This is a genomic window from Candidatus Pedobacter colombiensis (genome assembly GCA_029202485.1).
In the GTDB taxonomy this organism is placed as follows: domain Bacteria; phylum Bacteroidota; class Bacteroidia; order Sphingobacteriales; family Sphingobacteriaceae; genus Pedobacter; species Pedobacter colombiensis.
Genome location: CP119313.1, coordinates 4,239,449 through 4,265,356 on the forward strand (window position 1 = coordinate 4,239,449; position 25,908 = coordinate 4,265,356).

Here is a 25,908-nt window from a genome sequence, read left to right on the forward strand (position 1 = left end):
TAGTTAAAAACCCACTTTAATACCCAATCTAAAGCTCCGGGAAGTAGGCATGGTAAACTCATCTCTTCCCATTTGCAGCGCCGATGAGCCAAAAGCACTCACTTCCGGATCAACCCCCGAGTATTTCGTGATCACAAAAACATTGTCGGCCTGCACATATAATTTCAGATTTGAAACACCCACTTTTTTAGACCATGCAGGTTTTATGGTATAAGCAATGGTAGCCGATCTTAATTTGATATAGGATGCATCTTCCAGAAATCTTGAGGTATTCCGGCCCAAAGTATAGTCGGTTCCGGCCGCCGTTGTAGGCAAATTGGTGGTCGGATTATAATTGAAATTGCTTCTGTTTAGCAAAGCCGGAATATTGGTTTGTTGACCAGGCGTTTTCCAATAGTCCAACATATCTACCGACAAGTTGTTGACATCATTACTGGTGTAGGCATATAAATATGCCTTGGTACCATTCAACATTTTATTGCCGTAAGCATAGGAGAAAAATGCATTAAATTCGATCCCTTTGTAGCTAATGGTATTGTCCAGGCCTCCATAAAATTTAGGTGCAGCATCGCCCATCATTCTACGGTTATTATCGCCGCCGTTGGCAACTAACTGCACGTTGGTTTCTGCTTTATTGCCATTCTTATCCACCCATAAAGGATTTCCGTTATCCGGATTTACCCCAGCCCATTCGTACAGGTAAAATGCTGTTGCTGATTTACCTTCGATTAAAAAACGTCCGGTACTTGCCTCCAGATTTTTACCCAAAGCAATTGGATCGGTAAGTCCATTTTTTTCATACAGTTTTTCGACCTTATTTACATTCCGGGTAATATTGAACATCGTGTTCCATCTGAAACCGTCCTTTTCGATATTTGTGGTACTGATGCTAAACTCGACCCCTTTATTAGAGAGCTCTCCAACATTTTGCGACTGGCTGATAAAGCCCAGATAATTTGGGATAGGAAAAGAAAGTATGGCATTTTTGGTCCGCTCGCTATAATAATCTAGGGTAATGTTCACTGCTGATTTGAACAAAATGATATCGGCACCCACATTATACTTGGTCCGTGTTTCCCATTTCAGGTCGGGATTATTAGGCGTTGAAGGAACAATGGCATTATCGCCAGCCCAGGTACCATTTCCAGATACATTGGTATAAATACCCTTATTTCCATAATAGCCCAATCCACCATCCGAACCCGAAAGGCCTAAACTTCCACGAAGCTTCAGCTGATCAACAAAAGTAACTTTTTGCATAAACTGCTCTCTACTAACATCCCAGCCAGCAGAAAAGGACGGGAAGCCTACATACCGACGATCGACACTAAACTTTGAGGAACCGTCTAAGCGATACGTTACACCAGCCATATAACGTCCTTTATACATATAATTGAGTCGTGTAAAATAGGATACGAGCGCCCACTCCTGCTGCAATGCAGAGCCAAAGGTTTTAGTCCCTGCAGTATTCAGACTTAACACCTTATCGTTTGGAAAATTACTGGCGGTTACAGCTACTGCATTTTCGATTGATGATTCAAAACTTTGCCCGATTACTCCATTCAACGTATGATTTTCAAAAGCCTTATTTACGTTAATGGTATTGTTAACTACCCATTTGCGTCTCCAGTTTTCGGTTTCAGAGGCCAATCCGCCCAGTGTTCGGGGTTTGCTTGTAAAACGGCTATATGCGCGACTGGTTTCCCAATCTACACCAAGTTCCGATTTAAATTTTGCCCATGGAAACAGTTTGACTTCCGCAAATACATTACCCACAACATTGTTATCACTAATATAGTTGATGGTTGTTGCAGCATAACCAACGGGGTTATTGTCACGAGCCAGGCTCGACACCAATGTATTTTTCCAGTTGTCCCATACGTAGTTACCAAATTCATTATAGATCGGTTTATTAGGGGCTGCTATAGCGGCATCACCATATAAAAGAGCAGAATTTAAAGCTCCATTTTTGCTGGTCGATAAAGTTAAATTTGTACCTACACTGAGTGCTTTACTTAAATTCTGGTTCAGGTTTACCCTTCCAGAGTAACGCTCATATTTATTGTTTACAATATAAGGCGACTCATTGGCATAAGATCCGCTGATATAATAGTTTCCTTTTTCATTCCCATTAGAGATGTTGAAAGTGGCATTATAAGTTTTTCCAGTTTGCTCAATCTCATCCATCCAATTGGTATTGATCCCTTTAGGAAAGACAAAAGCCTTATTTTGTTGTGCAAAATAGGTGGTATAGAAATCCGAATACTGATCTCCATTCATTAGCTTATGTTTTGCAAAAGGACTGTTTACTCCAGCAGAAATCTGTACATCGGCGCGTGGCATATTGAGGTGTCCGCGCTTGGTAACCAAAAGAATTACCCCCGATGCGCCACGCGATCCATAGATTGCAGTTGCAAAGGCATCTTTTAATACCTCAACCGATTCAATATCTTCCGGATTGATTAAAGAAAGGGGATTACGCTCAAAAGTTTCGCGCTGGTTTTGCGACAGACTATTGTTTACATTACCGGTAAATCCGGTCCCATAAGTACGTCCACTAAAATTTACAGTATTTGCATCTTTATCGGCGCCATACATGGGCACCCCGTCTATTACAATCAATGGAGAGTTTCCTTTACCATTGATACTGGTAACACCCCTTATGGTAATGGCTGAAGCCGATCCTGGTACACCAGAGGACGGCATGACCTGCACACCTGCCATTCTGCCTACTAAGGCATTATCCAGATTATTGGGCAGCGCACCCAATACATTAGGTTTTGTGGTAGCCACGGCACCCGTGTTACTTCTTTTTTCTACTACTCCGTATCCTACAACTTGTACTTCAATCAACTTGGCTGCTGCAACATCCAGCTGCACAGTAATATTTCTGGCAGTTATTGCAGCAACTTCTTTGTTTCCGTAACCGATACAAGAAAAAATTAGTATACTACTTTTTTCCGGCATATTGATGTTAAATTCACCATTGGCATTAGTAATTACTTTAATCTTAGTGCCTTTCACGGTAACAGTTACTCCCTGCAGAAAATCACCTTTATCATTGGTCACCTTTCCTTTAACAGGCACGGGATCAAGCAGTACCATAGCAGGTTTATTTTTGATGACTACACTTTTACCAGATATGGAATAGGTAAAAGGCTGATCTGAGAAGCACTCTATTAGCGCCTCCTCAATAGTCGCATTGTTTATTTTAATGGTTATAGGTTTGGCATCTTTTAGTCCCTGGTTACTATATAAAAAATCGTAACCTGATTGTTTCCTGATTTGTCTCAGAACCTCTTCAATACTTGCATTTTTGTAAGATAAAGAGACCCTTTGTCCATAACCTGCCGCACTTACCTGAAGTAAGCCGGTTATCAATAAAAAAATGGTCAGTTTCATTATTCGCAGGATTTTTTTTAAAGCATAAGTCCGTTGCTTATCGCCATTTATAGCGTATAATTTCATACATTTGAATAGTTTGGGTTTAGTTATTATGGTTTCCAGCTAATTTTTAATGGGGCCCTTACACCGGCCAGAGGCGTTACGACCGCTTCTGGCTTCCTTTTAAGCCTTTAAATTTCTCGTAAAATTTATGGCATAACAGTAATCCTCCTTCCTTCTATTTTAAAGTGCACAAGGCCAGTCAATTCCAACAAATCAAGCACTTCTGTCACCTGTTTTTTTCTGGATACAATTCCAGTAAAATCATTTCCGGTATAATTGTCCTGATAAACGATTTCCACATCGTACCATCGGGATATTTTGCGCATAATAGCCGGTAAACTCTCCTTGTTAAAGGAAAAGTAACCATTTTTCCAGTCTATGGCCATCTCAGGGTCAACCGGTATAACGCTAAATTTATTACCGACAAGAATAGATTGCTCATTAGGTTTCAGGACCACCTCATCTCCAAACATTCCCTTGCCTGCAACCTTTACGGATCCCTCCAGCAAGGTTGTCTTAGTGCTTTCCTCATCATGATACGCATTAATGTTAAAGTGCGTGCCCAAAACTTCTACCTGTTGCTCATCAGATTTTACAATAAAGGGCTTGGCTTTATTTTTAGACACTTCAAAATAGGCCTCACCTTTCAGCTCAACTAATCTATTGGTCTGATCAGTAAAAGTAATAGGAAAACTAAGGGTGGAGGCGGCATTTAACCATACACGTGTACCATCCGGCAATACAATCTGATACTGCCCACCCTTTGGGGTAGTAACCGTATTTATTTTACCGACTGCAGTTTGTTTTTTTGCGACCTTATAGACGAGTTCTCCATCTGCAGTTTTTTGTATACTAATACCTGCTTGTTCCGCAAGCTGACCATTACTGGCATCGGTCAAGCTAATGGTTTTTCCATCCGACAAAGTCAGGTAAGCTTTATTTCCTCCTGGTATAACAACTCCCCTATTCACTAGATTATTTTCCATCAATGTAGCACCTCTGTGCTTGCTAAACAGAAAAACAGCGATAGCAGACACCATTAACAAGGCCGCTGCAATTGCAGCATACCTCCTTAACTGATATACTTTAGGCTTCCGATCTGGGCCATCATTCATTCCCTTTAATGCTTTATTCCATATAGCAGTTTTATCCACTTTATTGAATGCTACAAGCTTAGCTGGCATGGCCTGTTCATCAACAAGCTCATCAAAATAAGCCCGGTTAGTTGCTGAGGCCTCTAACCATGCAGTTAAATCAGTTTGTTCCTGTTCACTTAACTGTCCACGTAAATGCAGGGCAATTAATAAGGAAATATTAAATTCTTCTTCAAGCATTTGGTCAAAATATGATTTAATAGGTTTAGGGGTTTTAGCTTAGGTTTGATATGGAAACGACAGCGCCCTACAAAACGCCCAAATGTTTTTTACTTTTTTTAACGATTTTGTAAAAAGAGCAATAAAGCGAGGTACAATCCATCTTTCATGCCCTTTTTAAGGAAGGATGTTTTGAGAAGAGCTACCGCTCGGGCTTTATGATTCCGTATAGTTTTCACAGACAAGTCTAATTCAGCAGCTATTTCATCTGTTTTCTTACCATCGAAATAAATGAGCTTAAAAATCTCGCCACATTTCTCCGGAAGTAACTGAATCTCGGCATTTAGTAATTGTAAAAACTCTGCCTCTATAATCTGGAATAAAATAGTTTCTTCGCTTTCTTCAAGTTGCTTAAAATACTCTTCCTGGGCAGTGGTTTTACGCTTTAACTGTTTCAGATGATCAAGACAAGCATTCCGGCAGCTGATATATAGAAAAGCCTTTATATTGTTAACTGTTTGAAAATCTTCATGCCTTTTCCAAAGTTTTACAAAGCAATTGGCTACAATATCTTCTGCCTCCATTGCGTCCTGAGTAAGGCGGGTAGCAAAATAACTAAGTGGTTTATAATGCAAATCAAAGAAATGACTTAATGCCTGGTTATTCCCATTTCGGAACCCATCCATCCAATACTGTTCATCCTCCTTGACATCAGTCACCATCTTAAAAGGTTGTGTATGTTATATACCCTCGTCAATAATAGGAAATATTTTCGAAAATCAGCCAATATAAACCATTCTTATAAATTGAAGAGTTTTTACTTCTCAAAAACATCTGCTGTCGATTCCTGAAAAAACTATACCGTCACGTTTTCACACCATATTCTTTACAGGTTTGCTACGACTCCTATACGGGTTTGCTACGGGTTCGCTACGGCTAAAAGCGTAAAGAACCTGTACATAACCCGTAAAGAATATGTTGAGAATAAGATAGCAAACACAAGACGATTACAAATAAAAGATTAAAAATACAGCAGGATAACTATAGCACAATGGAGTATGTGAAAGAGAAATCGGCCTGGAATATTATGAAAAAAGCTCCTAATTTTCATTAGAAGCTTTTTTATGAGACTATTTGAGACTAATCTTATATGACAATATTCACAATTCTTCCCTTCACTACAATCACTTTCTTAGGAGTCTTACCTTCCAGGTATTTCTGTACATCTTCATTAGCCAATACGGTTTCTTCAATCTCCTTAACCTCTAAAGTAAGGCTCAGATTTAAATTCAACCGTGTTTTACCATTTACAGAAACCGGGTAGCTGAATTCATCCTCTACCAGATATGCAGGATTAAAAGTTGGATAAGGAGTATAAGATAAGCTACCTTCATCATGCCCTAATTGTGCCCAAAGCTCTTCGCAAATGTGTGGAGCATAAGGAGAAAGAACAATGACAAGATCTTCCAATACCTGACGGTTTTTACATTTCAGATCTGTTAACTCATTTACAGCAATCATAAAGCTTGAAACAGAAGTATTGAACGAGAAACGCTCCACATCATCCTGTACTTTTTTAATGATCTTATGTAAGGCTTTTAACTCTGCTTTAGCAGGCACAGAATCATTTACATGGAAAGTCCAGTTTTCATTATGGAACAAACGCCAAAACTTACGCAAAAATTTAAACACACCTTCAATACCATTGGTATTCCAGGGCTTACTTTGTTCTAACGGGCCTAAAAACATTTCGTACATCCTTAAAGTATCAGCACCATAGCTTTCTATAAGTACGTCGGGATTTACTACATTGAATTTAGATTTAGACATCTTTTCAACCTCCACACCACAGATGTATTTACCGTTTTCAAGAATAAACTCAGCATTGGCAAACTCTGGTCTGAACAGCTTAAATTTCTCGATATCTAAAATCTCGTTATCTACAATATTAACATCAACATGCAATGCCGAAGTTTTGTAGTCTTTTCTTAACCCGTGAGAAACTAAGGTATTGGTGCCCCTTCCTTCTTCATCAATTACACGGTATACGAAATTACTTCTCCCTTGAATCATACCCTGATTGATCAGTTTTTTGAAAGGCTCTTCTTCCAGTACATAACCTAAATCTTTCAGGAATTTGTTCCAGAAACGGCTGTACAAAAGGTGACCTGTTGCGTGTTCTGCACCACCAATATACAAATCCACATCCTTCCAATATGCGATGGCTTCTTTTGATGCAAAATCTGAATCATTTTTTGCATCCATATAGCGATACCAGTACCAGCTTGAACCTGCCCATCCTGGCATGGTACTCAATTCGTATTCGTATTGATCTTCATATTTCCAGCCTTCGGCCCTACCCAATGGTGGCTCACCAGTTTCAGTTGGCAAATACTTATCAATTTCTGGCAGCATTAAAGGCAGTTCTTCCTCTTTGATCAAATAAGGCAAGCTATCTTTAAAATATACAGGAATTGGCTCTCCCCAATAACGTTGGCGCCCAAAAATAGCATCACGCATCCGGTAATTGATCTTTGCCTTACCAACTTCTTTTTCTTCCAACCATGCATTTAAAGTTGCAATCGCCTCAGTATAGTTCATTCCGTTAATGAAGCCTGAATTGATATATTTTCCTTCTTTTGTTGCATCAGCCTGATTCTCTATATCTTGCTGCGCATCAAGAATTTGAACAACAGGTAAGTTAAAATGACGAGCAAACAACCAATCGCGTTGATCGCCACTTGGTACGCCCATTACGGCACCTGTACCATAACCGGCCAATACATAGTCGGCAATCCAAAGCTGAATACGCTCGCCACTCACCGGATTAATCACATAGCTTCCTGTAAAGGCACCGGATACCGTTTTGGTATCAGCCATACGATCAAGCTCTGATTTTTTCTTGGTTTGGGCAATATAGTTGTTGATATCATTTTGCTGTGCTGCGGTAGTTAGCTGAGCAACCAACTCATGTTCCGGTGCAAGTACCAGATAAGAAACGCCAAATATGGTATCTACACGTGTGGTAAAAACTTCAATATAATCGGTTTTAAGTGCCGGGATCTGAGATTTAAGCTCTTCAGATTGCTCGATTGTAAATCTTACACTTGCCCCAATACTTTTACCGATCCAGTTGCGCTGCATCTCTTTCACAGGTTCCGGCCAATCGATCGTATTTAAACCTTGCAATAGGCGTTCTGCATAAGCAGAGATACGCATACTCCATTGCATCATTTTTTTCTGCTCAACGGGGTGACCTCCACGCTCAGAGAAACCGTCCTTTACTTCATCATTGGCAAGTACGGTACCTAAAGCAGCACACCAGTTTACGGTGCTTTCTTTTAGATAAGTTAATCGATATTTTAAAAGCTCTTCCTGTTTTTCTTCATAAGTCATAGTGGCCCAATCGCTCGGCATAAAGCTTTTTACGTCTTCATCACAAACGGCTTTAACATCTGCACTACCTGATGCATTGAATTTTTCAAGCAATGTGGTGATGTCTTCTGCACGGTCGGTTTCAAGGTTATACCATGAATTAAACAACTGCATAAAGATCCACTGTGTCCATTTATAGTATTCAGGGTCGCTGGTACGAACTTCTCTGCTCCAATCAAAGGAGAAGCCGATTCCATCCAACTGCTTACGGTAGGTATTGATATTGGCCTCTGTGGTTAAGGCCGGATGTTGTCCTGTTTGGATAGCATATTGCTCTGCCGGTAAGCCGAAAGAATCGTATCCCATTGGGTGCAACACATTAAAGCCCTTTAGTCTCTTATACCTCGAAAATATATCTGAAGCAATATAGCCAAGCGGGTGACCAACGTGTAATCCAGCCCCTGAAGGATATGGAAACATGTCGAGCACATAAAATTTAGGTTTAGCAGAATCCTTTTCTGCTTTAAACGTTTGATTCTGAGCCCAGAATTTTTGCCACTTTTGCTCTATTTCTTTAAATTGGTAATCCATTAATGCTATTCCTTTTATAGCGCGAAAATAAAGAAATAAAGGTTGCTAGCGAAACGCTTTTATAAAATAGCCTTTATGTTAAGTTTTGCTAAAATAGGAATACTTGATTTTACCAAATATGAAGTGACGCGGATCTTTATTTTCCCGTGCATTATAAATACTATGCCTGCCCGAAATAAAATAAGAAACGAGGCAAGCTATGGTTACATAAATGCCACACGAAATACCAAACAGCTCGATGGCCATGATGCAACAAGCCAGAGGTGTTTTGGCAGCACCGGCAAAGACCGCAACAAAACCCATTCCGGCCAGTAAACCGACTGGCAGTGGAAGAAACAAAGACAACATACTGCCTAAAGTTGCCCCAATAAAAAAAAGTGGAGTAACCTCTCCTCCTTTAAAACCTGCACCAAGCGTAATCGCCGTAAATAGAATTTTAAGCGCAAAATCCTGAGTTTGTGATGCCGTATTAAATGACTCTAAAATAGTCGAAATACCTAGTCCGGCATACTTGTAGGTACCCGGTATTAAAAACAATAATGCGACAATAATACCCCCTATAAATGGTCGTAAGGGTGCATAAGTAATTTTTTTAAATAAATGTGATAAGCCATCGGTTAGTCTTACAAACAAAATTGCGGCTACCCCAAATGCCACTCCAGCCAATCCGCTATAAATGACAGACCTCAAAGAGAGCGGCTCAATACTGCTGATTTGATAGTGCGTATGTCCAACTCCCCATAATTCGGTAACATAGGCTCCAATAAAAGCAGTCGCTATTGTCGGTAATATAGCTTTAAGCGGGATTTTAGCCAGTAACAACACTTCCATTCCAAAAACTATCCCGGCCAAAGGAGTCCCAAAAACAGAGGCAAAACCTGCGCTTAAACCGGCAATGAGCAATATTCCCCGATCCTGGGCATTCAATTTAAAAGGCTTATGCAGTTGATCGGCTGTGGCTCCTGCCATTTGTAAAGCAGTGCCTTCCCTGCCTGCAGACCCACCAAACAGATGTGTAACAAGAGTTCCTGTAAGAACCAGGGGTACCATTTTAAATGGAATAATATCTTTAGGGTTGTGCACCGTATCAAATACAAGATTATTGCCACGTTCTACCTCTTTTCCTTTATGATGGTACAAAAGGCCAATCACAAAACCGGCGAAAGGCAATAAATATAAAACCCAGGTATGTTGATCTCTGAAAGTGGTAACAAGATTTAAAGCCGTTAAAAAAAATGCAGATAATGTTCCCGCAGCAAAAGCTACGATCAGGATCAAGCCAATCCATTTTAAAATATTTCCGGGAGCGAATACTGGTTTAGGTTGCTTAATCATGCTATGCCTGAGGATGATTTTAAGACTCAGGCTTAGGACAAATATAAAGGATTTTAAAATTGACAAAAAAGGGCTGCCGGAAATATCCCAAACAGCCCACAGGTTTCAATCTGTAAAATCTGTTATCTGGTCAGATAATATTTTTCGGTTGTTTGTGGCGAAGCTCCATCAACACTTGCGGTAAATTCGAGTTTATTGGCCGTAATAGTAGTCACCTGCGCAGAGCGTGTTTTACCATTGTAGGTGATATTAAGATGATCGTTTATCAGCACATAATAAATCCCTGTATAGGTAGTGCCGTTAAAAGCCACCACCACCTCATTGGCATCATTGTTACGAAAATCAAAGTAATCTGCAGCTACACCAGTATATGTGACTGTAGCCAAACCTGAAACAGTGGTTTCGATTTTGGCGACTTGCCACCTACCCACTATCTTGCCTTTAAGTGTTGCTGTTTCATTCTTCTTGCAGCTCGTTAAGCTTGCAAAAATCAATAATAAGCCAATTGCGAAAGTAATTTGTTTTTTCATTAGGGAGTGATTTTTAAGGTTTTCAATAAGTATTTGTTCTGATTATAACGTATAAAATATTCTTTTGGTACAAAAATGTTACACAAATACAGTTTTTCTTGCAATTATTGTTAGATATACCTTCAACAATCATTGATCTGAAGTTCTTTAAACGAGGAGCTATAAAGAGAAAAGAAAATATATTCTGATGAAATTACGTTGTAGCTTTGTACATTAGTTGCTTATATTTTTTATTTTCGCAGAACATAAAAACAATTACATGGAAGAATTTGAAGTGAGCGATGCTTCTAAGAAGACGAAAACCATATATATTTCTACAATATTCAGTATTGCCCTTGTTTTATTGATGCTGGGAATGCTAGGATTGATATTAGTACACGCAAAGAACCTTTCTAACTACGTAAAAGAAAATATTGTCCTGAACATTATTGTAGATGAAGGCGCTAAGGAGACTGCAGTTTTGCAATTTCAGAAAGAACTGAATGCAAATCCAGCCATTAAAAGTACGGTGTATGTAAATAAAGAAATGGCGGCCAGAAACTTAACCAATGATTTGGGTGAAGATTTCGTAAACTTCCTGGGCTATAACCCACTACTTTCCACCATTGATGTTTATTTAAAAGCTGATTACGCAAATAATAAAAGTATTGATGCGCTGAAAGCGAGTATCGGCAAAAATCCAATTGTGAAAGAAGTAATTTACCAAAGTTCATTAATTGACATGGTAAATAAGAACATCAATACCATCGGTTTAATTATTTTGGGCTTTGCAGCTATATTGTTAATTATTTCTGTCGCTTTAATTAACAACACCATCAGACTTGCTATTTATTCGCAACGCTTTTTGATTAAAAGTATGCAGTTGGTTGGTGCAACCAGAAACTTTATACGTAAGCCCTTTATTTTAATTGCGGCCTTACACGGTTTAATTGCTGCTTTTATAGCGATTTTAATCCTACTTGGCATATTGTTCTATGCTCAAAAGGAGATTCCTGAAATGATTATTTTAAGGAACTATACTGAGTTTGGAATTGTATTGGCAAGTCTGGTTGGCATAGGCATTTTCATCACAGCCATCAGCACCTCATTTGCGGTGAGCAAATATTTAAATTTAAAAATTTACGACCTTTACAGATAATGACAGAGAAAAAATCAGCTCCTGCAAATCAGGGCAACAAAAGTGAACTTGTTTTCACTAAAAAAAACTATCAGTTGTTACTGATCAGCATTGCAATCGTTACAGTTGGTTTTATCCTGATGATAGGAACTACTGATATTTATGACTTCAGAAAAACCTTACTAGCCCCAATGGTGGTATTGTTTGGTTTTGGTTTTGGTATTTATGCCATTTTAAAAAAATAAGGCTACCTGATGAATTATTTGCAGACCCTTATTCTGGCCATAATTGAAGGAATAACGGAATTTTTACCAGTATCTTCAACTGGCCACATGATCATTGCTTCTTCTGTAATGGGAATTACCAAAGATCCTTTTGTGAAACTCTTTGAAGTTGCTGTGCAACTGGGCGCTATTCTTTCAGTTGTTGTTTTTTACTGGAAAAGATTTTTCCCTTTAAATCACTGGAAGTTTTACCTTAAATTGGTCATTGCCTGTTTGCCAGCCGCGGTTTTAGGACTACTGCTGCAAAAAAAGATTGACATCCTGCTGGAAAGCCCTGTTATTGTTGCGGTAATGCTGGTGTTGGGCGGTATTGTCCTGCTTTTTATCGACAAAGTATTTAATAAACCAACCGTAGAATCAGAACCAGAGATCACTAATAAAAGTGCATTCATTATTGGCTTTTGGCAATGTTTGGCTATGGTGCCTGGTACCAGCAGAAGTGCAGCCAGTATTATTGGCGGGATGCAACAAAAACTAACCAGATCTGTTGCAGCTGAATTTTCTTTTTTCCTTGCAGTACCAACAATGGTTGGCGCTACGGCATTAAAATTATTCAAAGCCTATAAAGAAACACCAGAAATCTTAAAAGACAAGCACAATCTAGTGCTTTTAGGCGTAGGTAATGTGGTTGCTTTTGTGATTGCCTTACTGGCTATCAAATTTTTTATTGGTTACGTACAAAAGTATGGATTTAAGCTATTCGGTTGGTACAGAATCGTTTTTGGCTTAATATTTTTAGTTCTGTATTATCAGAATATTATACAACTTTAATGATCGAATTTCGGGATTTTAATTTTGCTGAAGGTGAGCTCCTGCTCATCAATAAGCCTTATCAGTGGACTAGTTTTGATGTGGTGGGAAAAATAAGAAATTCCTTAAAGCCCTTGAAATTAAAAGTAGGCCATGCAGGTACTTTAGACCCCTTAGCTACCGGACTACTTATCATTTGCACCGGAAAGCTAACAAAGCAGATAGATACCTTCCAGGCAGAGGAAAAAGAATATACAGGCACAATGGTGCTTGGCGCCACTACTCCATCTTTTGATATGGAAACAGTGGTAGATCAGGAGTTTCCTTTGGATAATCTTACTGAAGAGGCTATTTATGCTGCTACAGCACCTTTTATAGGTGATATTCAACAATACCCACCGGCACATTCTGCGGTAAAGGTAAATGGCGAACGTTTATATGTAAAGGCCCGTAGGGGAGAAGAAACAGAATTGCGCTTGCGCAATGTTACCGTTACGGCTTTTGAAATCACCAGAATTGATTTACCTGAAGTTGATTTTAGAATTGTATGCAGTAAAGGAACTTATATCCGGTCGCTGATTTCTGATTTTGGCAAGCAGTTAAACAATGGAGCATACCTATCTAAACTGGTGCGTACCAGAAGTGGCAACTTTTTATTGGAAAATGCTTACGAAGTAAAGGATCTTGTTGACTATCTTAGAGGTCAAAGAGCATAATTATGCGGGGGCAAGCAAAACCGAAAAAACTGAACTTTGTGAAAAACATGTTTTTAATTGCATGTGGCATTGTTTCGGCTTGCTTTGGATTGAAAAGTTTCCTGCTCCCAAGTGGTTTTATTGATGGTGGAGTAACGGGTATATCACTATTGATCAGCAATGTAACTGGCCTTAAGCTTTCCTACCTGATTGTAATCATTAACATTCCTTTTGTTGTTTTGGGATACAGGCAAATTGGTAAAGTTTTTGCCATTAAAACATCTGTTGCCATATCAATATTGGCTATTATGTTGATTGTAGCTCCTTTTAAATCCATTACACACGATCCTTTATTGATTGCCTTTTTTGGAGGGCTATTTTTAGGGGGAGGGATTGGCTTAGCCATGCGAGGTGGCTGTGTGATTGATGGAACGGAGGTCCTTGCCCTGTACATCAGTAAAAAAAGCACGCTTACGGTAGGTAACATCATTCTGATCCTAAACATTGTCATCTTCTCTTTCGCAGCTATATTACTAAGTATTGATACTGCACTTTATGCAATTCTAACTTACCTGTCTGCTTCCAATACGGTAGATTATATTGTAAACGGAATTGAACAGTATACCGGAGTCACCGTAATTTCGGAGAAAAATGTACAAATTAAAAAATTCATCATTAACCAAATGAAACGGGGTGTAACCATTTATAAAGGTGAGGGTGGCTATGGTGTAAAAAAGGATATAGACATTTTATATACTGTTGTCACTAAGCTGGAAATGGGTAAACTGCAAACTGCCATCAGGCAAATTGACCCTGATGCATTCGTCATACAACAGCAAATTGCTGATATAAAAGGAGGAGTGGTAAAACGCCCGGCCTTACATTAATTTTATGAAGATATACAATCACTTTTCTGAGTTTAAAAGATTAAACAATGCAGTAGTTACCATTGGCACTTTTGATGGTGTGCACTATGGTCATCAGAAAATTATTAAAAGACTGTGTGAACTTGCTAAAGCTACCGGTGGTGAAAGTGTAATCCTTACCTTTTTTCCGCACCCAAGGCTAATTATAGATCCTGAGAATCAGGATTTAAAAATGATCAATACTATTGATGAAAAAGCACGGATACTGGCTGGCTTAGGTGTAGATCATTTAATCATTACCCCATTTACACGTGATTTCTCGAATCTGAGCCCTGCTGAATACATTAAAAACATTCTGGTAGATACCATTGGCATTAAACACCTGATTGTAGGCTACGACCATCGTTTTGGCAAGGACAGAGCTGGTGGAATGCCTGAGCTGGAAGCTGAAGCCAAAACCTATGGTTATAAAATTGAGGTTATACCTGAACAAGATATTAATGATGTTGCGGTAAGCTCCACTAAAATACGTAATGCCCTTTTAAGTGGTAAGGTAGCACTTGCGGCTAATTATCTGGGTTATCACTTTTCTTTACATGGAAGAGTAATTAAAGGTGATAAAATTGGCAGGACAATAGGTTTTCCTACCGCCAATATTTTTATTGAAGAAACCTATAAATTGATTCCTTCTGATGGCATTTATGCGGTAACCGTTGATATGGCCGGACAAACTTTTAAAGGCATGGCCTACATTGGTCAAAGACCAACCATCAATGGCATGACACGGAATATTGAAGTAAACATATTCGATTTCAATCAGGAAATTTATGGACAGGATATCACAATGACCTTTCTTAAGTTTTTAAGGGAGGATGTTAAATTTACCGGATTAGAAGCCTTAAAGCTACAATTGCAAAAAGATAAAGAAGCTACTTTAGCTTATTTCAACGCATTGTCTTAATCCGAATTCCATGCCATTTTTATTAGCAATAAATGCACTTTTTTGCTATATTTACGGCAATGAGGTGTCTTTTTAGCGCAGTAATACTTGTTTTTGTACAGCTAATCTCCCTGCAGTATGCTTCGGGAAAAGAATGCAGCACCACAAAAAACAGGGCCGGGCAGAAAAGACCAGCAACAAGTGCCTATCATTATAACCTAAGTAAAAAGCATTCGTCCTCATTTAAAAAAAATCTTTTTGAAGATGCCCCTTTCATTCATTCTACGTTAAAAAAATCAGGGTTCGATTATCCTTTGTCTTTCCAGATTTTGGGCTATTTTAAACAATACCAGGTTTTAACTGTTAAGATTTATAATTCATTTTTACACGGTTGTTATTCATTTATAATTAATTATTTGTACCCCAAACATGTTTTTTGGTAAAAAAATTATGCTAAACACTTTTTAACATAATAGGAATACCGCAATAAAAATATACGTTTATATGATACATTTACCAGTATTAATTACTGATTTAGGCTTAATACTTGCTGCCGCAGGAATAACTACACTTCTATTTAAAAAGATTAAACAACCATTGGTTTTGGGCTATATTTTGGCCGGACTACTGGTTGGTCCACATATAGATTTTATACCCACTGTTACTGATAATGAAAGCATCCATATCTGGGCAGAGATTGGTGTGATCTTTTTACTGTTTAGCTTAGGACTTGAATTTAGTTTCAAGAAACTCGTAAAAGTTGGCGGATCGGCTTCTATTACCGCCATTGTGGAGGTGGTGTTTATGCTGCTCATTGGTTTTGTAGCCGGTAAGGCTATGGGCTGGGCTACAATGGACAGCATATTTTTAGGAGGTATCCTCTCTGTTTCTTCCACAACCATCATTATAAGGGCATTTGAAGAGCTTGGGGTAAAACATAAGAAGTTTGCAGGTTTGGTGTTTGGCGTATTGATTGTAGAGGATCTGGTAGCCATTTTATTGTTGGTGCTACTTTCTACCCTCGCAGTGAGTCAACAGTTTGCAGGTGCAGAGATGCTGGTTTCTATTTTAAAGCTCTGCTTCTTCCTCATTTTATGGTTTATTGGAGGTATATTCTTAGTCCCTACTTTTTTAAAAGCCACTAAAAAGCTGATGAATGATGAGACCATGCTGGTTGTATCAATCGCTTTATGCTTGATTATGGTATTATTGGCAGTTAAAGTCGGGTTCTCTCCTGCTCTGGGTGCATTTATCATGGGTTCCATCCTGGCAGAAACAACACAGGCAGAGCGCATTGAGCATTTAACCAAATCTGTTAAAGACCTGTTTGCTGCAATATTTTTTGTTTCGGTGGGTATGCTAATAGACCCAAGTATTTTGGTGGACTATGCAGTGCCTATTTTGGTCATTACATTTGCAACTATTCTGGGTAAGTTTTTAAGTTCTGGCTTCGGTGCTCTGATTTCCGGACAGCCGCTTAAAACGTCGGTACAAACGGGTTTAAGTTTAGCGCAAATTGGTGAATTTTCGTTCATTATAGCAACCCTTGGTGTAACGTTAAAAGTAACCAGCGACTTCCTTTACCCAATTGCAGTTGCGGTATCAGCAATTACAACCTTTACTACTCCATATTTAATTAAGGCCTCTGAGCCTTTTTATTTCTTTTTAGAGCGCAACCTACCAAAGAGATGGGTAGAAGGCTTAAATAGATATAGTTCCAGTACGGCGGGTATTACTACACTGAGCGATTGGAAAGTGCTGCTTAAGTCATATACCTTTAACACCATCATCCACTCTGTAATTCTAATTTCCATTGCCGTTTTAGGCTCAAAGTATCTGCAACCTTTTATTACGGGCAATATCATCAATGGCAACTATGGGATGGTGATTAGTTTAGTGCTCACTTTAATTATCATGACACCTTTTTTATGGGCCTTGGCCATCAGAAGGATCGAAAGAAAGGCTTATTCACATTTATGGCTCAATAAGAAATATACGAGGGGCCCACTTATAGCATTAGAAGTTTTGCGTATTGCGCTGGCTGTTTTCTTTGTTGGTTTCCTGATCTTCCAATTTTACAGTACCTGGCTGGCCATTACCATTGCGCTGGCATTGATTGTTTCGGGGATGATTATCTTTTCGAGGAAACTGCAGAGCTTTTACAACCGTCTGGAAAGCCGCTTTTTTTTGAACTTAAATGCACGTGAAGCCCAAAATGCTCAACCTGAAATTTTGCCTTGGGATACCCACCTTGCTGAATTGGTAGTAGCGCCCGAATCTAAGCTAGTTGGACAAACCTTGATGGAGCTATCCATCCGGGAAAAATATGGGGTAAACATCGCTCTGATAGAACGTGGTAAAATTATGATTCCTACTCCGGGAAGAGATGAAAGGCTATACCCAAATGACAAGGTATTGGTAATTGGAACTGATAATCAGCTGGCCATGATCCAGGAACTTTTTGAAGGTAGTGTGGATGAAAGTGCAGAGGAAGCAAGCTTCCCTAAAAAAGACATGACCTTACAAAAGATTGTCATCAATGCCAATTCACCAATTTACGGACAAAGTATACGCAGTTCGGGAATTAGAGAAACTACGCAAGGATTAGTGGTAGGTATAGAGCGTAAGGGTGAACGCATACTGAACCCTGATTCTAATATGATATTTGAGAATGAAGATATTGTTTGGATAGTAGGGAACAACAAAAAAGTTCCTGAACTATTGAAATAGCAATGAGTTTTGCCAGAAAAGAAAAGCACGGGAATCCTGACTTTTTTTTTCTGGCAGCTTTATTACTTAATAAGATGGATATAGGTGATTTTGCAAATATGATAGGCCGACAAGGCAAAAAATAACAGTGCAATACTCTTATTAACGATATAGCTACTTAAGGTAAATTTCTCTTGTATGTATTGTGCAAATCGCGCAAATCCATACAATGCCAATGCTGCACCTATCCCCGATCCCACACTAAAGACAGACAGCGAAAGATAACCAATATCAATCCATTCGTGAGAGATGAGATAAGTACCCACAAATAGCCAATAAGGGATTTGCATTGGATTAATCACCCCTAGCAATAAACCATACCTAATACTGTCCTTCTTGGAATAATCTTCCTTAGGCATCTCTTTTCTCGACCTCCAGGTTAAAACTCCCAAAATACCAAACATGAATACCATCACTACGTCGATGGTATTTCCGAGATTAATTTCACTGGAAAGCCATTGTACAAAGCGCATCACACCAAAGGTGAAAAGGATTTCTACAGTAGAGAATGCCCCTATAAAATATAAGGCCTGTCTGATGCCTCTGGTAATTGTGATCTGAACTACCGTCAGGTTAATGTTCCCCGGGGGAATATATCCCAGCATATTTAAAACGATACCCAGAAAGAGTGTTAAAAAAATCATGGACGAAGATACAAGGATTTCAGTGTTTTTTTAAGACGGATTAAACTCATACAGACTTCATGTGCTCTTTTAGGTACGTTGCAGTATATGATGCGCTTACACCTAAAAGATCTTCCGGAGTTCCTTCAAAAACAACATTTCCACCTTTATCTCCCCCTTCAGGCCCAATATCTATTACCCAATCTGCAGACTTTATCATGTCCATATTATGTTCAATCACCAATATGGAGTTGCCTTGTTCTATTAAGGTATTTAACGCAATCAATAACTTTTTGATGTCATGAAAATGCAGTCCCGTTGTAGGTTCATCAAAAATGAACATGGTTTTATTCGCATTATTTCCTTTGATCAGGAAAGATGCCAGCTTAATACGCTGCGCCTCTCCACCAGATAAAGTATTGGATGACTGGCCCAAATGCACATACCCTAAGCCTACATCAACTAACGGTTGTAGTTTCTGTAATATTTTAGGCTCATTACTAAAGAATGCTACCGCTTCTTCGATGGTAAGATCTAATATGTCTGCTACATTTTTATCCTGGTAGGTGATGTCTAAAACCTGTTGCTTAAATCTACGGCCACCGCAGGTTTCACAAGGCAGGTAAATATCAGCCATAAACTGCATTTCTATTTTCACCTCTCCTTCTCCCTGGCAAACATCGCAGCGACCACCTTCCACATTAAAAGAGAAAGCCGCCGGCTTTAATCCAGCCGCTTTTGAAGCCGGTAAGGCAGAGAATAATGCACGAACATCGTCCCATGCTTTGACGTAAGTAACAGGATTTGACCTTGATGAGCGCCCTATCGGGTTCTGATCTACCATCTCTACCTGGCTTACCAATTCATAATTACCAAATATACCGTCGTATGCGCCAGTTTGCTCTCCCGAATAATTACCAATTGCCTTTTGTAAAGCAGGATAAAAAATCTTTTTGATTAAACTCGTTTTACCAGATCCTGAAACCCCACTAACAACTGTAAATACACCTAAAGGAATTTTTACATCTATATTTTTAAGGTTATTCTCTCTTGCCCCTTTAATCAGAACATGATCTTTCCAGTTTCTTCGCCTTGTGGGAACTGCAATTTTCTCTTCGCCGGAAAGGTAACGCCCGGTTAAGCTATTTTTATCTTTAATGATCTCCTCATAGGTTCCGCTAAATACCAGGTTACCTCCATGCGTTCCGGCTTCCGGACCAATATCTATAATATGATCGGCCGCTTTCATCATTTCTTCTTCATGCTCCACAACCAGAACTGTGTTACCCACATTTCTGAGCGATTCCAATACGCCTATCAGCTTATTGGTATCCCTCGGATGTAAACCTATACTTGGCTCGTCCAGTACATAAATAGAGCCGACCAGGCTGCTTCCTAGTGAGGTAGCCAGATTGATACGTTGTGATTCTCCACCCGAAAGCGTATTTGAAAGTCTATTTAAGGTTAAATATCCCAATCCGACATTGTTTAAGTATAGCACCCTGTTTACAATTTCGGCTAGTAATCGCTTTGAAATTTTCTGATCCGTTTCTGAGAGGTTCAGGTTTTCAAAAAAATCCAATATGCTTGCCAGTGGCATCAATACCACATCAATGATAGATTTATCAGCTATTTTAACATAAGAAGCATCTTTGCGCAATCTGGAGCCTTTACAATCCGGACAGTTGGTTTTGCCCCGGTATCTGGAAAGCATCACACGGTATTGAATTTTAAACGTTTGCTCTTCCAGCTCCTTAAAGAAATCGTCCAATCCCCCAAAGTACTTATTCCCAGTCCAGATTAACTGCTGTTCTTTGTCCGTTAATTCACTGTATGGTCTATGGATAGGGAAATTAAACTTATCTGCGCTTTTAATCAGCCTATTGAGCCACTCACGCATCTTTTCCCCTCTCCAGGGTGCAATTGCATTATCGTATACACTTTTACTCTTATCAGGAATAACCAGATCTTCGTCTATACCAATCACGTTTCCGTAACCTTCGCACCTTTTACATGCCCCATAGGGATTGTTAAAACTGAAAAAATTAGGTGTGGGTTCTTCAAAACGAATACCATCAAGCTCAAATCTATCGCAAAAATGGCTGAGTTTACCTTCATAGTCCACATAACAATCGCCTTTACCTTCGAAAAAAGCGGTTTGCACAGAATCTGCAATACGGCTTAGCGTTTCATCGTCAGCATGAACAACAATCCTATCAATCAATATATTAACAGTATGCTCATCTATGAGCTCGAAATCCTCAAAATCTTTATCTTCCAGAATATCCTCAATTTTGTGGATCTTTTCTTTGTAAGAGACTCTTAAGAAACCTTTCTGCAAAAGCACTGCTAGCTCCTCCTTTAAGGATCTGTTATTGTGTGGAAATAATGGACAAAATATGGTCACTACGCTTTCCTCGCCTAAAGCGGAAATAAAATCAACAACAGTAGTTACCGTGTCTCTTTTCACTATTTCCCCTGACACCGGCGAATAGGTCTTCCCTATTCTGGAAAAAAGTAATTTTAGATAATCATAGATCTCTGTTGAAGTACCCACCGTAGAGCGTGGATTTGAAGTGATTACCTTTTGCTCAATCGCTATTGCCGGCGCAATTCCTTTAATGTAATCAACATCAGGCTTATTCATACGTCCCATAAACTGGCGGGCATAAGAGGATAAGCTTTCTACATAGCGGCGTTGCCCTTCGGCATATAAGGTATCAAAGGCCAGCGATGACTTACCGGAACCCGACATTCCTGTAATCACAACAAGCTTATTTTTAGGTATGGCTACATCTATATTTTTAAGATTATGAACTCTGGCACCCTTTATGATTATATTTTTATGTGGATCTTTATTGATTTCCTTATTCATTGATTTCTTGCTAGAATACTGCTAATATAACCCAAATAACAGAATTTTGGTTTTTTCAGTAAGTGCAAAAATAAGGCTATCCATCCACTTTTATTTTTTTTTAACACTTTTTATATGGTTTTGTAATAAAAAAATGCTTCTTTTGAAATATTAAGCCAGAAATCAAACCACTAACTAACAAACCAATAGGAGAACTCATATAGAATAAAACGTCTACTAAAGTATTTTTTTAGCAAGAAAGTAAGGGATTAAGTGAAACAAAGAAGCAAGGGATTTTAGTAAGGGACTCCTATGAAACTACAACAAACAAATGACCAGGAATTGGTTAAGTTATACCTTAACGGTGATGAAACCGTTTTGGAAGAACTTTTAAAAAGGCATAAAACAAAAATCTATACATCTATATATTTATTGGTTAAAGATCAGTATCTGGCCGAAGATATATTTCAAGATGCGTTTATTAAGGTTATTAACACATTACGGTCCGGTCGTTATAATGAAGAAGGCAAGTTCTTGCCTTGGGTGATGCGTATTGCGCATAACCTGGTTATAGATTATTTCAGGCGCGAAAAAAGAGCCCCTGTAATTACAAGTGCTGATGGAACGGATGTTTTTAACCTACTTCAATTTCATGAAGAGAACGCCGAGGATAAAATGTTGAGAGAGCAAACTCATATTGATTTAAGGGCAATGATCCATTTATTGCCTGATGATCAAAAAGAAGTTTTGATTATGCGTCATTATGCCGATCTAAGCTTTAAGGATATTGCAGATCTTACTGATGTAAGCATTAATACAGCTTTAGGACGTATGCGCTATGCATTAAACAATCTTCGTAAGATGATGAAAGTGAAAGAAATTTCTTGATTTTTTTGTTCAAAATCGTGTGTTTTGAGGGCATATCGCCAATTGTAAAGAATATATTACAATTCATTGAGGATTAGCTGAAAATAAATAAAGGAGATAAACGTTTTTCATTAAAACTAAATACGCGCTACTGCTTATGATGAAAACTTTTACTTCAATTAACAACTTAGATCACACGCAACACAATCAGGAAAATACTGATAAAGTTGAAGGGTTAGACATGGTGTTTTACGAAAACATTAAATCTCAACTGGATATGCTTAAAAAAGAACCTTCAGAAGAATCCATTTCTAAGATTCTGGCTTATTCGAGAACAAAGTAATTTAAAATGATCTTAAGCTGCCGCGAAACCGGCAGCTTTTTTTATGCCCGTTTTTTATCTAAGTTTGCCTATGCTCAAAAAAGAAAGATATCAGCTTTTTGTGTCCCATTTTTCTGCTCGCCAGCCAAATGCTGAGACAGAATTACATTATAATAATCCTTTCCAATTATTGGTCGCAGTTATTTTATCTGCACAATGTACCGACAAAAGGATTAATCAGGTTACTCCTGCTTTATTTCAGCGTTTTCCAAATGCAAAAGCACTGGCCGAAACAACTCCTGATATTGTGTTTGATTACATCAGAAGTGTAAGCTATCCCAATAATAAGGCAAAACATTTAGTTGGAATGGCAAATATGCTATTAAATGAATTTAACAACGAGGTGCCTTCAGATGTAAAACAATTGCAGAAAATGCCAGGTGTAGGAAGGAAAACAGCTAATGTAATTGCTTCCGTGATTTATAATGCCCCGGCAATGGCGGTCGACACCCATGTTTTTAGGGTTGCTAACAGAATTGGCTTAACGGCTGGCAAAACACCATTGGCAGTAGAAAAAGATCTCGTTAAAAATTTACCTGAGCATACCATTCATATAGCACACCATTGGCTAATCTTACACGGAAGATATGTTTGTGTAGCCAGAACGCCCAAGTGTAGCATTTGCGAGATCACACATTTCTGTAAATATTTCCAAAAAAATAAAAAAATAACTAAAATATTTAGTGATCCGGAGGACCTCACAAAATAATTTAAACATTACTTGCATAATTAAAATTAAATTACATTATATTTGCTAATATAATTAGCATACAGATTTAACATTTATGTCTATACATTAAATGTCTGTCTTACTTAAAGAATTATAAAAACATGAGCATAAACGCAGACAAACTAAAAGCGCTACAACTTACTTTAGATAAGTTAGAAAAATCATATGGTAAGGGTACAGTGATGAAATTAGGAGACAATCCGGTAGAACCTATTGAATCTATATCTACCGGATCTATCAGTTTAGATATTGCATTAGGCATTGGTGGAATCCCAAAAGGCAGAGTTATCGAAATATACGGACCTGAATCATCGGGTAAAACAACTTTGGCTACACACGTTATTGCTGAAGCACAGAGAAAAGGTGGAATGGCTGCATTTATTGACGCGGAACATGCTTTTGATAAAAGTTATGCAAAAAAACTAGGTGTTGACGTAGATAATCTATTGATATCACAACCTGACAATGGCGAGCAGGCTTTAGAAATTGCTGATAACCTGATCCGTTCTGGTGCTATCGATGTAATTGTAATTGACTCTGTTGCTGCTTTGGTACCAAAAGCAGAGATTGAAGGTGAAATGGGTGATTCTAAAATGGGCTTACATGCCCGCTTAATGTCGCAAGCCTTACGTAAACTTACCGGAACAATAGCTAAAACGGGATGCTGCTGTATTTTTATCAATCAATTGCGCGAAAAAATTGGTGTAATGTTTGGTAACCCTGAAACTACAACCGGTGGTAATGCCCTTAAGTTTTATGCATCTGTTCGTTTAGATATCCGCAGAACATCTCAAATCAAAGATTCGGACGAAGTAGCAGGAAATAGAGTAAAAGTAAAAATTGTTAAAAATAAAGTTGCCCCTCCTTTCCGTGTTGCAGAATTTGACATCATGTTTGGTGAAGGTATTTCTAAAACAGGTGAGATCATTGATCTTGGTGTCGATTTTAACATCATCAAAAAGGCAGGATCCTGGTTCTCTTATGGAGATACTAAACTTGGACAAGGTAGAGATGCAGTTAAACAATTGCTATTGGATAACCCGGAGCTATCTGAAGAGATCGAAGCAAAAATACGTACTGAAGTTACCGGAGAAAGACTAGAAGAATTGGCTTAATATTTAATTAAGGCAAATAACATAAAATGGCCGATAGTGAATACTATCGGCCATTTTATGTTATTTATAACTAGGAGCCTGTGTCTTAATTCTCGATCCCTCACCAGTTTCCATAAACTTACTATCATATTTAATAATAGCAAACAAAGCGATTAGGGCCATACCAATTAGTACAAGTATTCCTATATAGTTCCTTTCCTTGTCCTTTTTAATGAGCCAACCCAGGAAAACAATTAGTGGGATTAGCAACAATCCGAAAAATATATAGCTAGCAGCATTCATAATTCTTTATTTAAATTTAAAACTCCATTCTTGAGAGCGGAGCAACATCTTGCCCAACAAAATCCCCATTTAGATACTTATAATACCCTGCTATTGCAATCATTGCCGCATTATCCGTACAATACTCAAATGCCGGAATATAAACATTCCAGCTCAATTGATCGGCCATACTTTGCAAAGCCAGTCTTAAACCACTATTAGCAGAAACACCACCAGCAATCGCAATTTCCTTTACCCCGTATTGTAATGCAGCCTTCTTCAGTTTATTCAGCAAAATATGTACAATACTATCTTGAACAGATGCACAAATATCATTCAAATGATCGGCAATAAAATTAGGATTCTCCTTTTCCTGGGCTCTGATAAAATATAATATTGAGGTTTTTAAACCACTAAAACTATAATTCAGGCCTTTGATTTGAGGTTCAGGGAATTTAAAAGCTTTTGGGTTTCCTATTTTTGCGTGTTTATCTATTAATGGTCCACCTGGATAAGGTAAACTCAATATCTTAGCAGTTTTATCAAATGCTTCGCCCGCAGCATCATCTAAAGTCTCCCCAACAATTTCCATATCAAAATAATCTTTGACCAGAACAATCTGGGTATGCCCACCCGAAACAGTAAGACAAAGAAAAGGAAATTTAGGTTTTGGATCATCAATAAAGTGAGCCAGAATATGCGCGTGCATATGATTTACAGCTACTAAAGGTAAATCAAGTGCCAATGCAAAAGATTTCGCGAATGATACCCCAACCAACAATGATCCTAACAACCCTGGCCCTCTAGTGAAAGCAACTGCACTAAGCTCCTTTTTACTAACTTTAGCATCAGTTAATGCTTGTTGAATAACCGGAACAATATTCTGCTGATGTACTCTTGAGGCAAGCTCGGGTATTACACCACCATAATTTTCATGAATTGTTTGGTTTGCAATAACATTGGCAGTAATTTTGCCGTTGTTACAAATGGCAACTGAGGTTTCATCGCAAGAAGATTCTATCGCAAGTATTACAGACACGGTTATTTATAATTAAGCTACAAAA

Annotated in this window: 21 protein-coding genes; 11 read left to right on the top strand and 10 right to left on the bottom strand. The window is 38.5% G+C overall.

From position 1 onward, the window contains the following. Positions 1 to 3 precede the first annotated feature (3 nt). The 6 genes from P0Y49_17780 to P0Y49_17805 form a co-directional block, all read right to left on the bottom strand. Positions 4 to 3,468: a SusC/RagA family TonB-linked outer membrane protein gene (locus P0Y49_17780; GenBank protein ID WEK18641.1), complete on the bottom strand. Its 3,465-nt coding sequence runs from the start codon at positions 3,466 to 3,468 to the stop codon at positions 4 to 6. A 125-nt stretch (positions 3,469 to 3,593) separates the two neighbouring features. Continuing rightward, positions 3,594 to 4,781, bottom strand: coding sequence for a FecR family protein (locus P0Y49_17785; GenBank protein WEK18642.1), 1,188 nt, complete (start codon positions 4,779 to 4,781; stop codon positions 3,594 to 3,596). Positions 4,782 to 4,879: 98 nt separating this feature from the next. Then, positions 4,880 to 5,482: an RNA polymerase sigma-70 factor gene (locus tag P0Y49_17790; protein ID WEK18643.1), complete on the bottom strand. Its 603-nt coding sequence runs from the start codon at positions 5,480 to 5,482 to the stop codon at positions 4,880 to 4,882. A gap of 424 nt (positions 5,483 to 5,906) precedes the next feature. Then, positions 5,907 to 8,726 carry a leucine--tRNA ligase gene (leuS, locus tag P0Y49_17795; GenBank protein ID WEK18644.1) on the bottom strand — a complete coding sequence of 940 codons (2,820 nt, stop codon included), beginning with the start codon at positions 8,724 to 8,726 and terminating at the stop codon, positions 5,907 to 5,909. Between the two features lie 78 nt (positions 8,727 to 8,804). Then, positions 8,805 to 10,061, bottom strand: a complete 1,257-nt coding sequence (locus P0Y49_17800) for a chloride channel protein (protein ID WEK18645.1) — start codon at positions 10,059 to 10,061, stop codon at positions 8,805 to 8,807. Positions 10,062 to 10,183: 122 nt separating this feature from the next. Beyond that, a complete protein-coding gene (locus tag P0Y49_17805) occupies positions 10,184 to 10,591 on the bottom strand; it encodes a hypothetical protein (GenBank protein ID WEK18646.1) in 408 nt (135 codons plus the stop codon). A 259-nt stretch (positions 10,592 to 10,850) separates the two neighbouring features. On the opposite strand from P0Y49_17805, the gene P0Y49_17810 reads away from it, so the two are divergent. The 7 genes from P0Y49_17810 to P0Y49_17840 all read left to right on the top strand — a co-directional run bounded on the left by P0Y49_17810 (position 10,851) and on the right by P0Y49_17840 (position 17,973). Next, a complete protein-coding gene (locus tag P0Y49_17810; GenBank protein WEK18647.1) occupies positions 10,851 to 11,729 on the top strand; it encodes a permease-like cell division protein FtsX in 879 nt (292 codons plus the stop codon). Then, entirely contained in the window at positions 11,729 to 11,953 is a 225-nt protein-coding gene (locus P0Y49_17815; protein WEK18648.1) for a DUF3098 domain-containing protein, read from the top strand. Before P0Y49_17810 ends, P0Y49_17815 begins: the two co-directional genes overlap by 1 nt. A gap of 9 nt (positions 11,954 to 11,962) precedes the next feature. Next, positions 11,963 to 12,763 (top strand): undecaprenyl-diphosphate phosphatase, encoded by an 801-nt coding sequence (locus P0Y49_17820; GenBank protein WEK18649.1) that lies wholly within the window; start codon positions 11,963 to 11,965, stop codon positions 12,761 to 12,763. Beyond that, the gene (truB, locus tag P0Y49_17825; protein ID WEK18650.1) at positions 12,763 to 13,458 is read left to right on the top strand and encodes a tRNA pseudouridine(55) synthase TruB; all 696 of its coding nucleotides are present in this window, start codon (positions 12,763 to 12,765) and stop codon (positions 13,456 to 13,458) included. Before P0Y49_17820 ends, truB begins: the two co-directional genes overlap by 1 nt. A gap of 47 nt (positions 13,459 to 13,505) precedes the next feature. After that, positions 13,506 to 14,324, top strand: coding sequence for a YitT family protein (locus tag P0Y49_17830; protein ID WEK21809.1), 819 nt, complete (start codon positions 13,506 to 13,508; stop codon positions 14,322 to 14,324). Between the two features lie 4 nt (positions 14,325 to 14,328). After that, positions 14,329 to 15,264, top strand: a complete 936-nt coding sequence (locus P0Y49_17835) for a bifunctional riboflavin kinase/FAD synthetase (GenBank protein ID WEK18651.1) — start codon at positions 14,329 to 14,331, stop codon at positions 15,262 to 15,264. A 483-nt stretch (positions 15,265 to 15,747) separates the two neighbouring features. Continuing rightward, on the top strand, positions 15,748 to 17,973 hold the full coding sequence (locus P0Y49_17840; protein WEK18652.1) for a cation:proton antiporter: 2,226 nt from the start codon (positions 15,748 to 15,750) through the stop codon (positions 17,971 to 17,973). A 62-nt stretch (positions 17,974 to 18,035) separates the two neighbouring features. Here the strand turns inward: P0Y49_17840 and P0Y49_17845 are convergent, their stop codons facing one another. Together P0Y49_17845 and uvrA are read right to left on the bottom strand one after the other, a co-directional pair. Beyond that, complete coding sequence (locus P0Y49_17845) at positions 18,036 to 18,656, bottom strand: lysine transporter LysE (GenBank protein WEK18653.1); 621 nt, start codon at positions 18,654 to 18,656, stop codon at positions 18,036 to 18,038. Between the two features lie 46 nt (positions 18,657 to 18,702). Beyond that, positions 18,703 to 21,510 carry an excinuclease ABC subunit UvrA gene (gene uvrA, locus P0Y49_17850; GenBank protein WEK18654.1) on the bottom strand — a complete coding sequence of 936 codons (2,808 nt, stop codon included), beginning with the start codon at positions 21,508 to 21,510 and terminating at the stop codon, positions 18,703 to 18,705. A gap of 291 nt (positions 21,511 to 21,801) precedes the next feature. Between uvrA and P0Y49_17855 the strand changes: the two genes are divergently transcribed. The 4 genes from P0Y49_17855 to recA all read left to right on the top strand — a co-directional run bounded on the left by P0Y49_17855 (position 21,802) and on the right by recA (position 24,583). Next, the gene (locus tag P0Y49_17855) at positions 21,802 to 22,377 is read left to right on the top strand and encodes a sigma-70 family RNA polymerase sigma factor (GenBank protein ID WEK18655.1); all 576 of its coding nucleotides are present in this window, start codon (positions 21,802 to 21,804) and stop codon (positions 22,375 to 22,377) included. Between the two features lie 136 nt (positions 22,378 to 22,513). Further along, the gene (locus P0Y49_17860) at positions 22,514 to 22,699 is read left to right on the top strand and encodes a hypothetical protein (GenBank protein WEK18656.1); all 186 of its coding nucleotides are present in this window, start codon (positions 22,514 to 22,516) and stop codon (positions 22,697 to 22,699) included. A gap of 70 nt (positions 22,700 to 22,769) precedes the next feature. Continuing rightward, a complete protein-coding gene (gene nth / locus P0Y49_17865) occupies positions 22,770 to 23,447 on the top strand; it encodes an endonuclease III (GenBank protein WEK18657.1) in 678 nt (225 codons plus the stop codon). A gap of 122 nt (positions 23,448 to 23,569) precedes the next feature. After that, positions 23,570 to 24,583, top strand: coding sequence for a recombinase RecA (gene recA / locus P0Y49_17870; protein ID WEK18658.1), 1,014 nt, complete (start codon positions 23,570 to 23,572; stop codon positions 24,581 to 24,583). A gap of 60 nt (positions 24,584 to 24,643) precedes the next feature. Here recA and P0Y49_17875 read toward each other — a convergent pair whose 3' ends face one another. Together P0Y49_17875 and tsaD are read right to left on the bottom strand one after the other, a co-directional pair. Then, positions 24,644 to 24,865 carry a hypothetical protein gene (locus P0Y49_17875; GenBank protein ID WEK18659.1) on the bottom strand — a complete coding sequence of 74 codons (222 nt, stop codon included), beginning with the start codon at positions 24,863 to 24,865 and terminating at the stop codon, positions 24,644 to 24,646. A gap of 16 nt (positions 24,866 to 24,881) precedes the next feature. After that, on the bottom strand, positions 24,882 to 25,883 hold the full coding sequence (gene tsaD / locus P0Y49_17880; protein WEK18660.1) for a tRNA (adenosine(37)-N6)-threonylcarbamoyltransferase complex transferase subunit TsaD: 1,002 nt from the start codon (positions 25,881 to 25,883) through the stop codon (positions 24,882 to 24,884). Positions 25,884 to 25,908 lie beyond the last annotated feature (25 nt).

Coding starts and splice junctions, on each gene's coding strand:
- P0Y49_17780 (WEK18641.1), bottom strand. CDS start 3,468: ATGAAATTATACGCTATAAATGGCGATAAGCAACGGACTTATGCTTTA.
- P0Y49_17785 (WEK18642.1), bottom strand. CDS start 4,781: ATGCTTGAAGAAGAATTTAATATTTCCTTATTAATTGCCCTGCATTTA.
- P0Y49_17790 (WEK18643.1), bottom strand. CDS start 5,482: ATGGTGACTGATGTCAAGGAGGATGAACAGTATTGGATGGATGGGTTC.
- leuS (WEK18644.1), bottom strand. CDS start 8,726: ATGGATTACCAATTTAAAGAAATAGAGCAAAAGTGGCAAAAATTCTGG.
- P0Y49_17800 (WEK18645.1), bottom strand. CDS start 10,061: ATGATTAAGCAACCTAAACCAGTATTCGCTCCCGGAAATATTTTAAAA.
- P0Y49_17805 (WEK18646.1), bottom strand. CDS start 10,591: ATGAAAAAACAAATTACTTTCGCAATTGGCTTATTATTGATTTTTGCA.
- P0Y49_17810 (WEK18647.1), top strand. CDS start 10,851: ATGGAAGAATTTGAAGTGAGCGATGCTTCTAAGAAGACGAAAACCATA.
- P0Y49_17815 (WEK18648.1), top strand. CDS start 11,729: ATGACAGAGAAAAAATCAGCTCCTGCAAATCAGGGCAACAAAAGTGAA.
- P0Y49_17820 (WEK18649.1), top strand. CDS start 11,963: ATGAATTATTTGCAGACCCTTATTCTGGCCATAATTGAAGGAATAACG.
- truB (WEK18650.1), top strand. CDS start 12,763: ATGATCGAATTTCGGGATTTTAATTTTGCTGAAGGTGAGCTCCTGCTC.
- P0Y49_17830 (WEK21809.1), top strand. CDS start 13,506: ATGTTTTTAATTGCATGTGGCATTGTTTCGGCTTGCTTTGGATTGAAA.
- P0Y49_17835 (WEK18651.1), top strand. CDS start 14,329: ATGAAGATATACAATCACTTTTCTGAGTTTAAAAGATTAAACAATGCA.
- P0Y49_17840 (WEK18652.1), top strand. CDS start 15,748: ATGATACATTTACCAGTATTAATTACTGATTTAGGCTTAATACTTGCT.
- P0Y49_17845 (WEK18653.1), bottom strand. CDS start 18,656: ATGATTTTTTTAACACTCTTTCTGGGTATCGTTTTAAATATGCTGGGA.
- uvrA (WEK18654.1), bottom strand. CDS start 21,510: ATGAATAAGGAAATCAATAAAGATCCACATAAAAATATAATCATAAAG.
- P0Y49_17855 (WEK18655.1), top strand. CDS start 21,802: ATGAAACTACAACAAACAAATGACCAGGAATTGGTTAAGTTATACCTT.
- P0Y49_17860 (WEK18656.1), top strand. CDS start 22,514: ATGATGAAAACTTTTACTTCAATTAACAACTTAGATCACACGCAACAC.
- nth (WEK18657.1), top strand. CDS start 22,770: ATGCTCAAAAAAGAAAGATATCAGCTTTTTGTGTCCCATTTTTCTGCT.
- recA (WEK18658.1), top strand. CDS start 23,570: ATGAGCATAAACGCAGACAAACTAAAAGCGCTACAACTTACTTTAGAT.
- P0Y49_17875 (WEK18659.1), bottom strand. CDS start 24,865: ATGAATGCTGCTAGCTATATATTTTTCGGATTGTTGCTAATCCCACTA.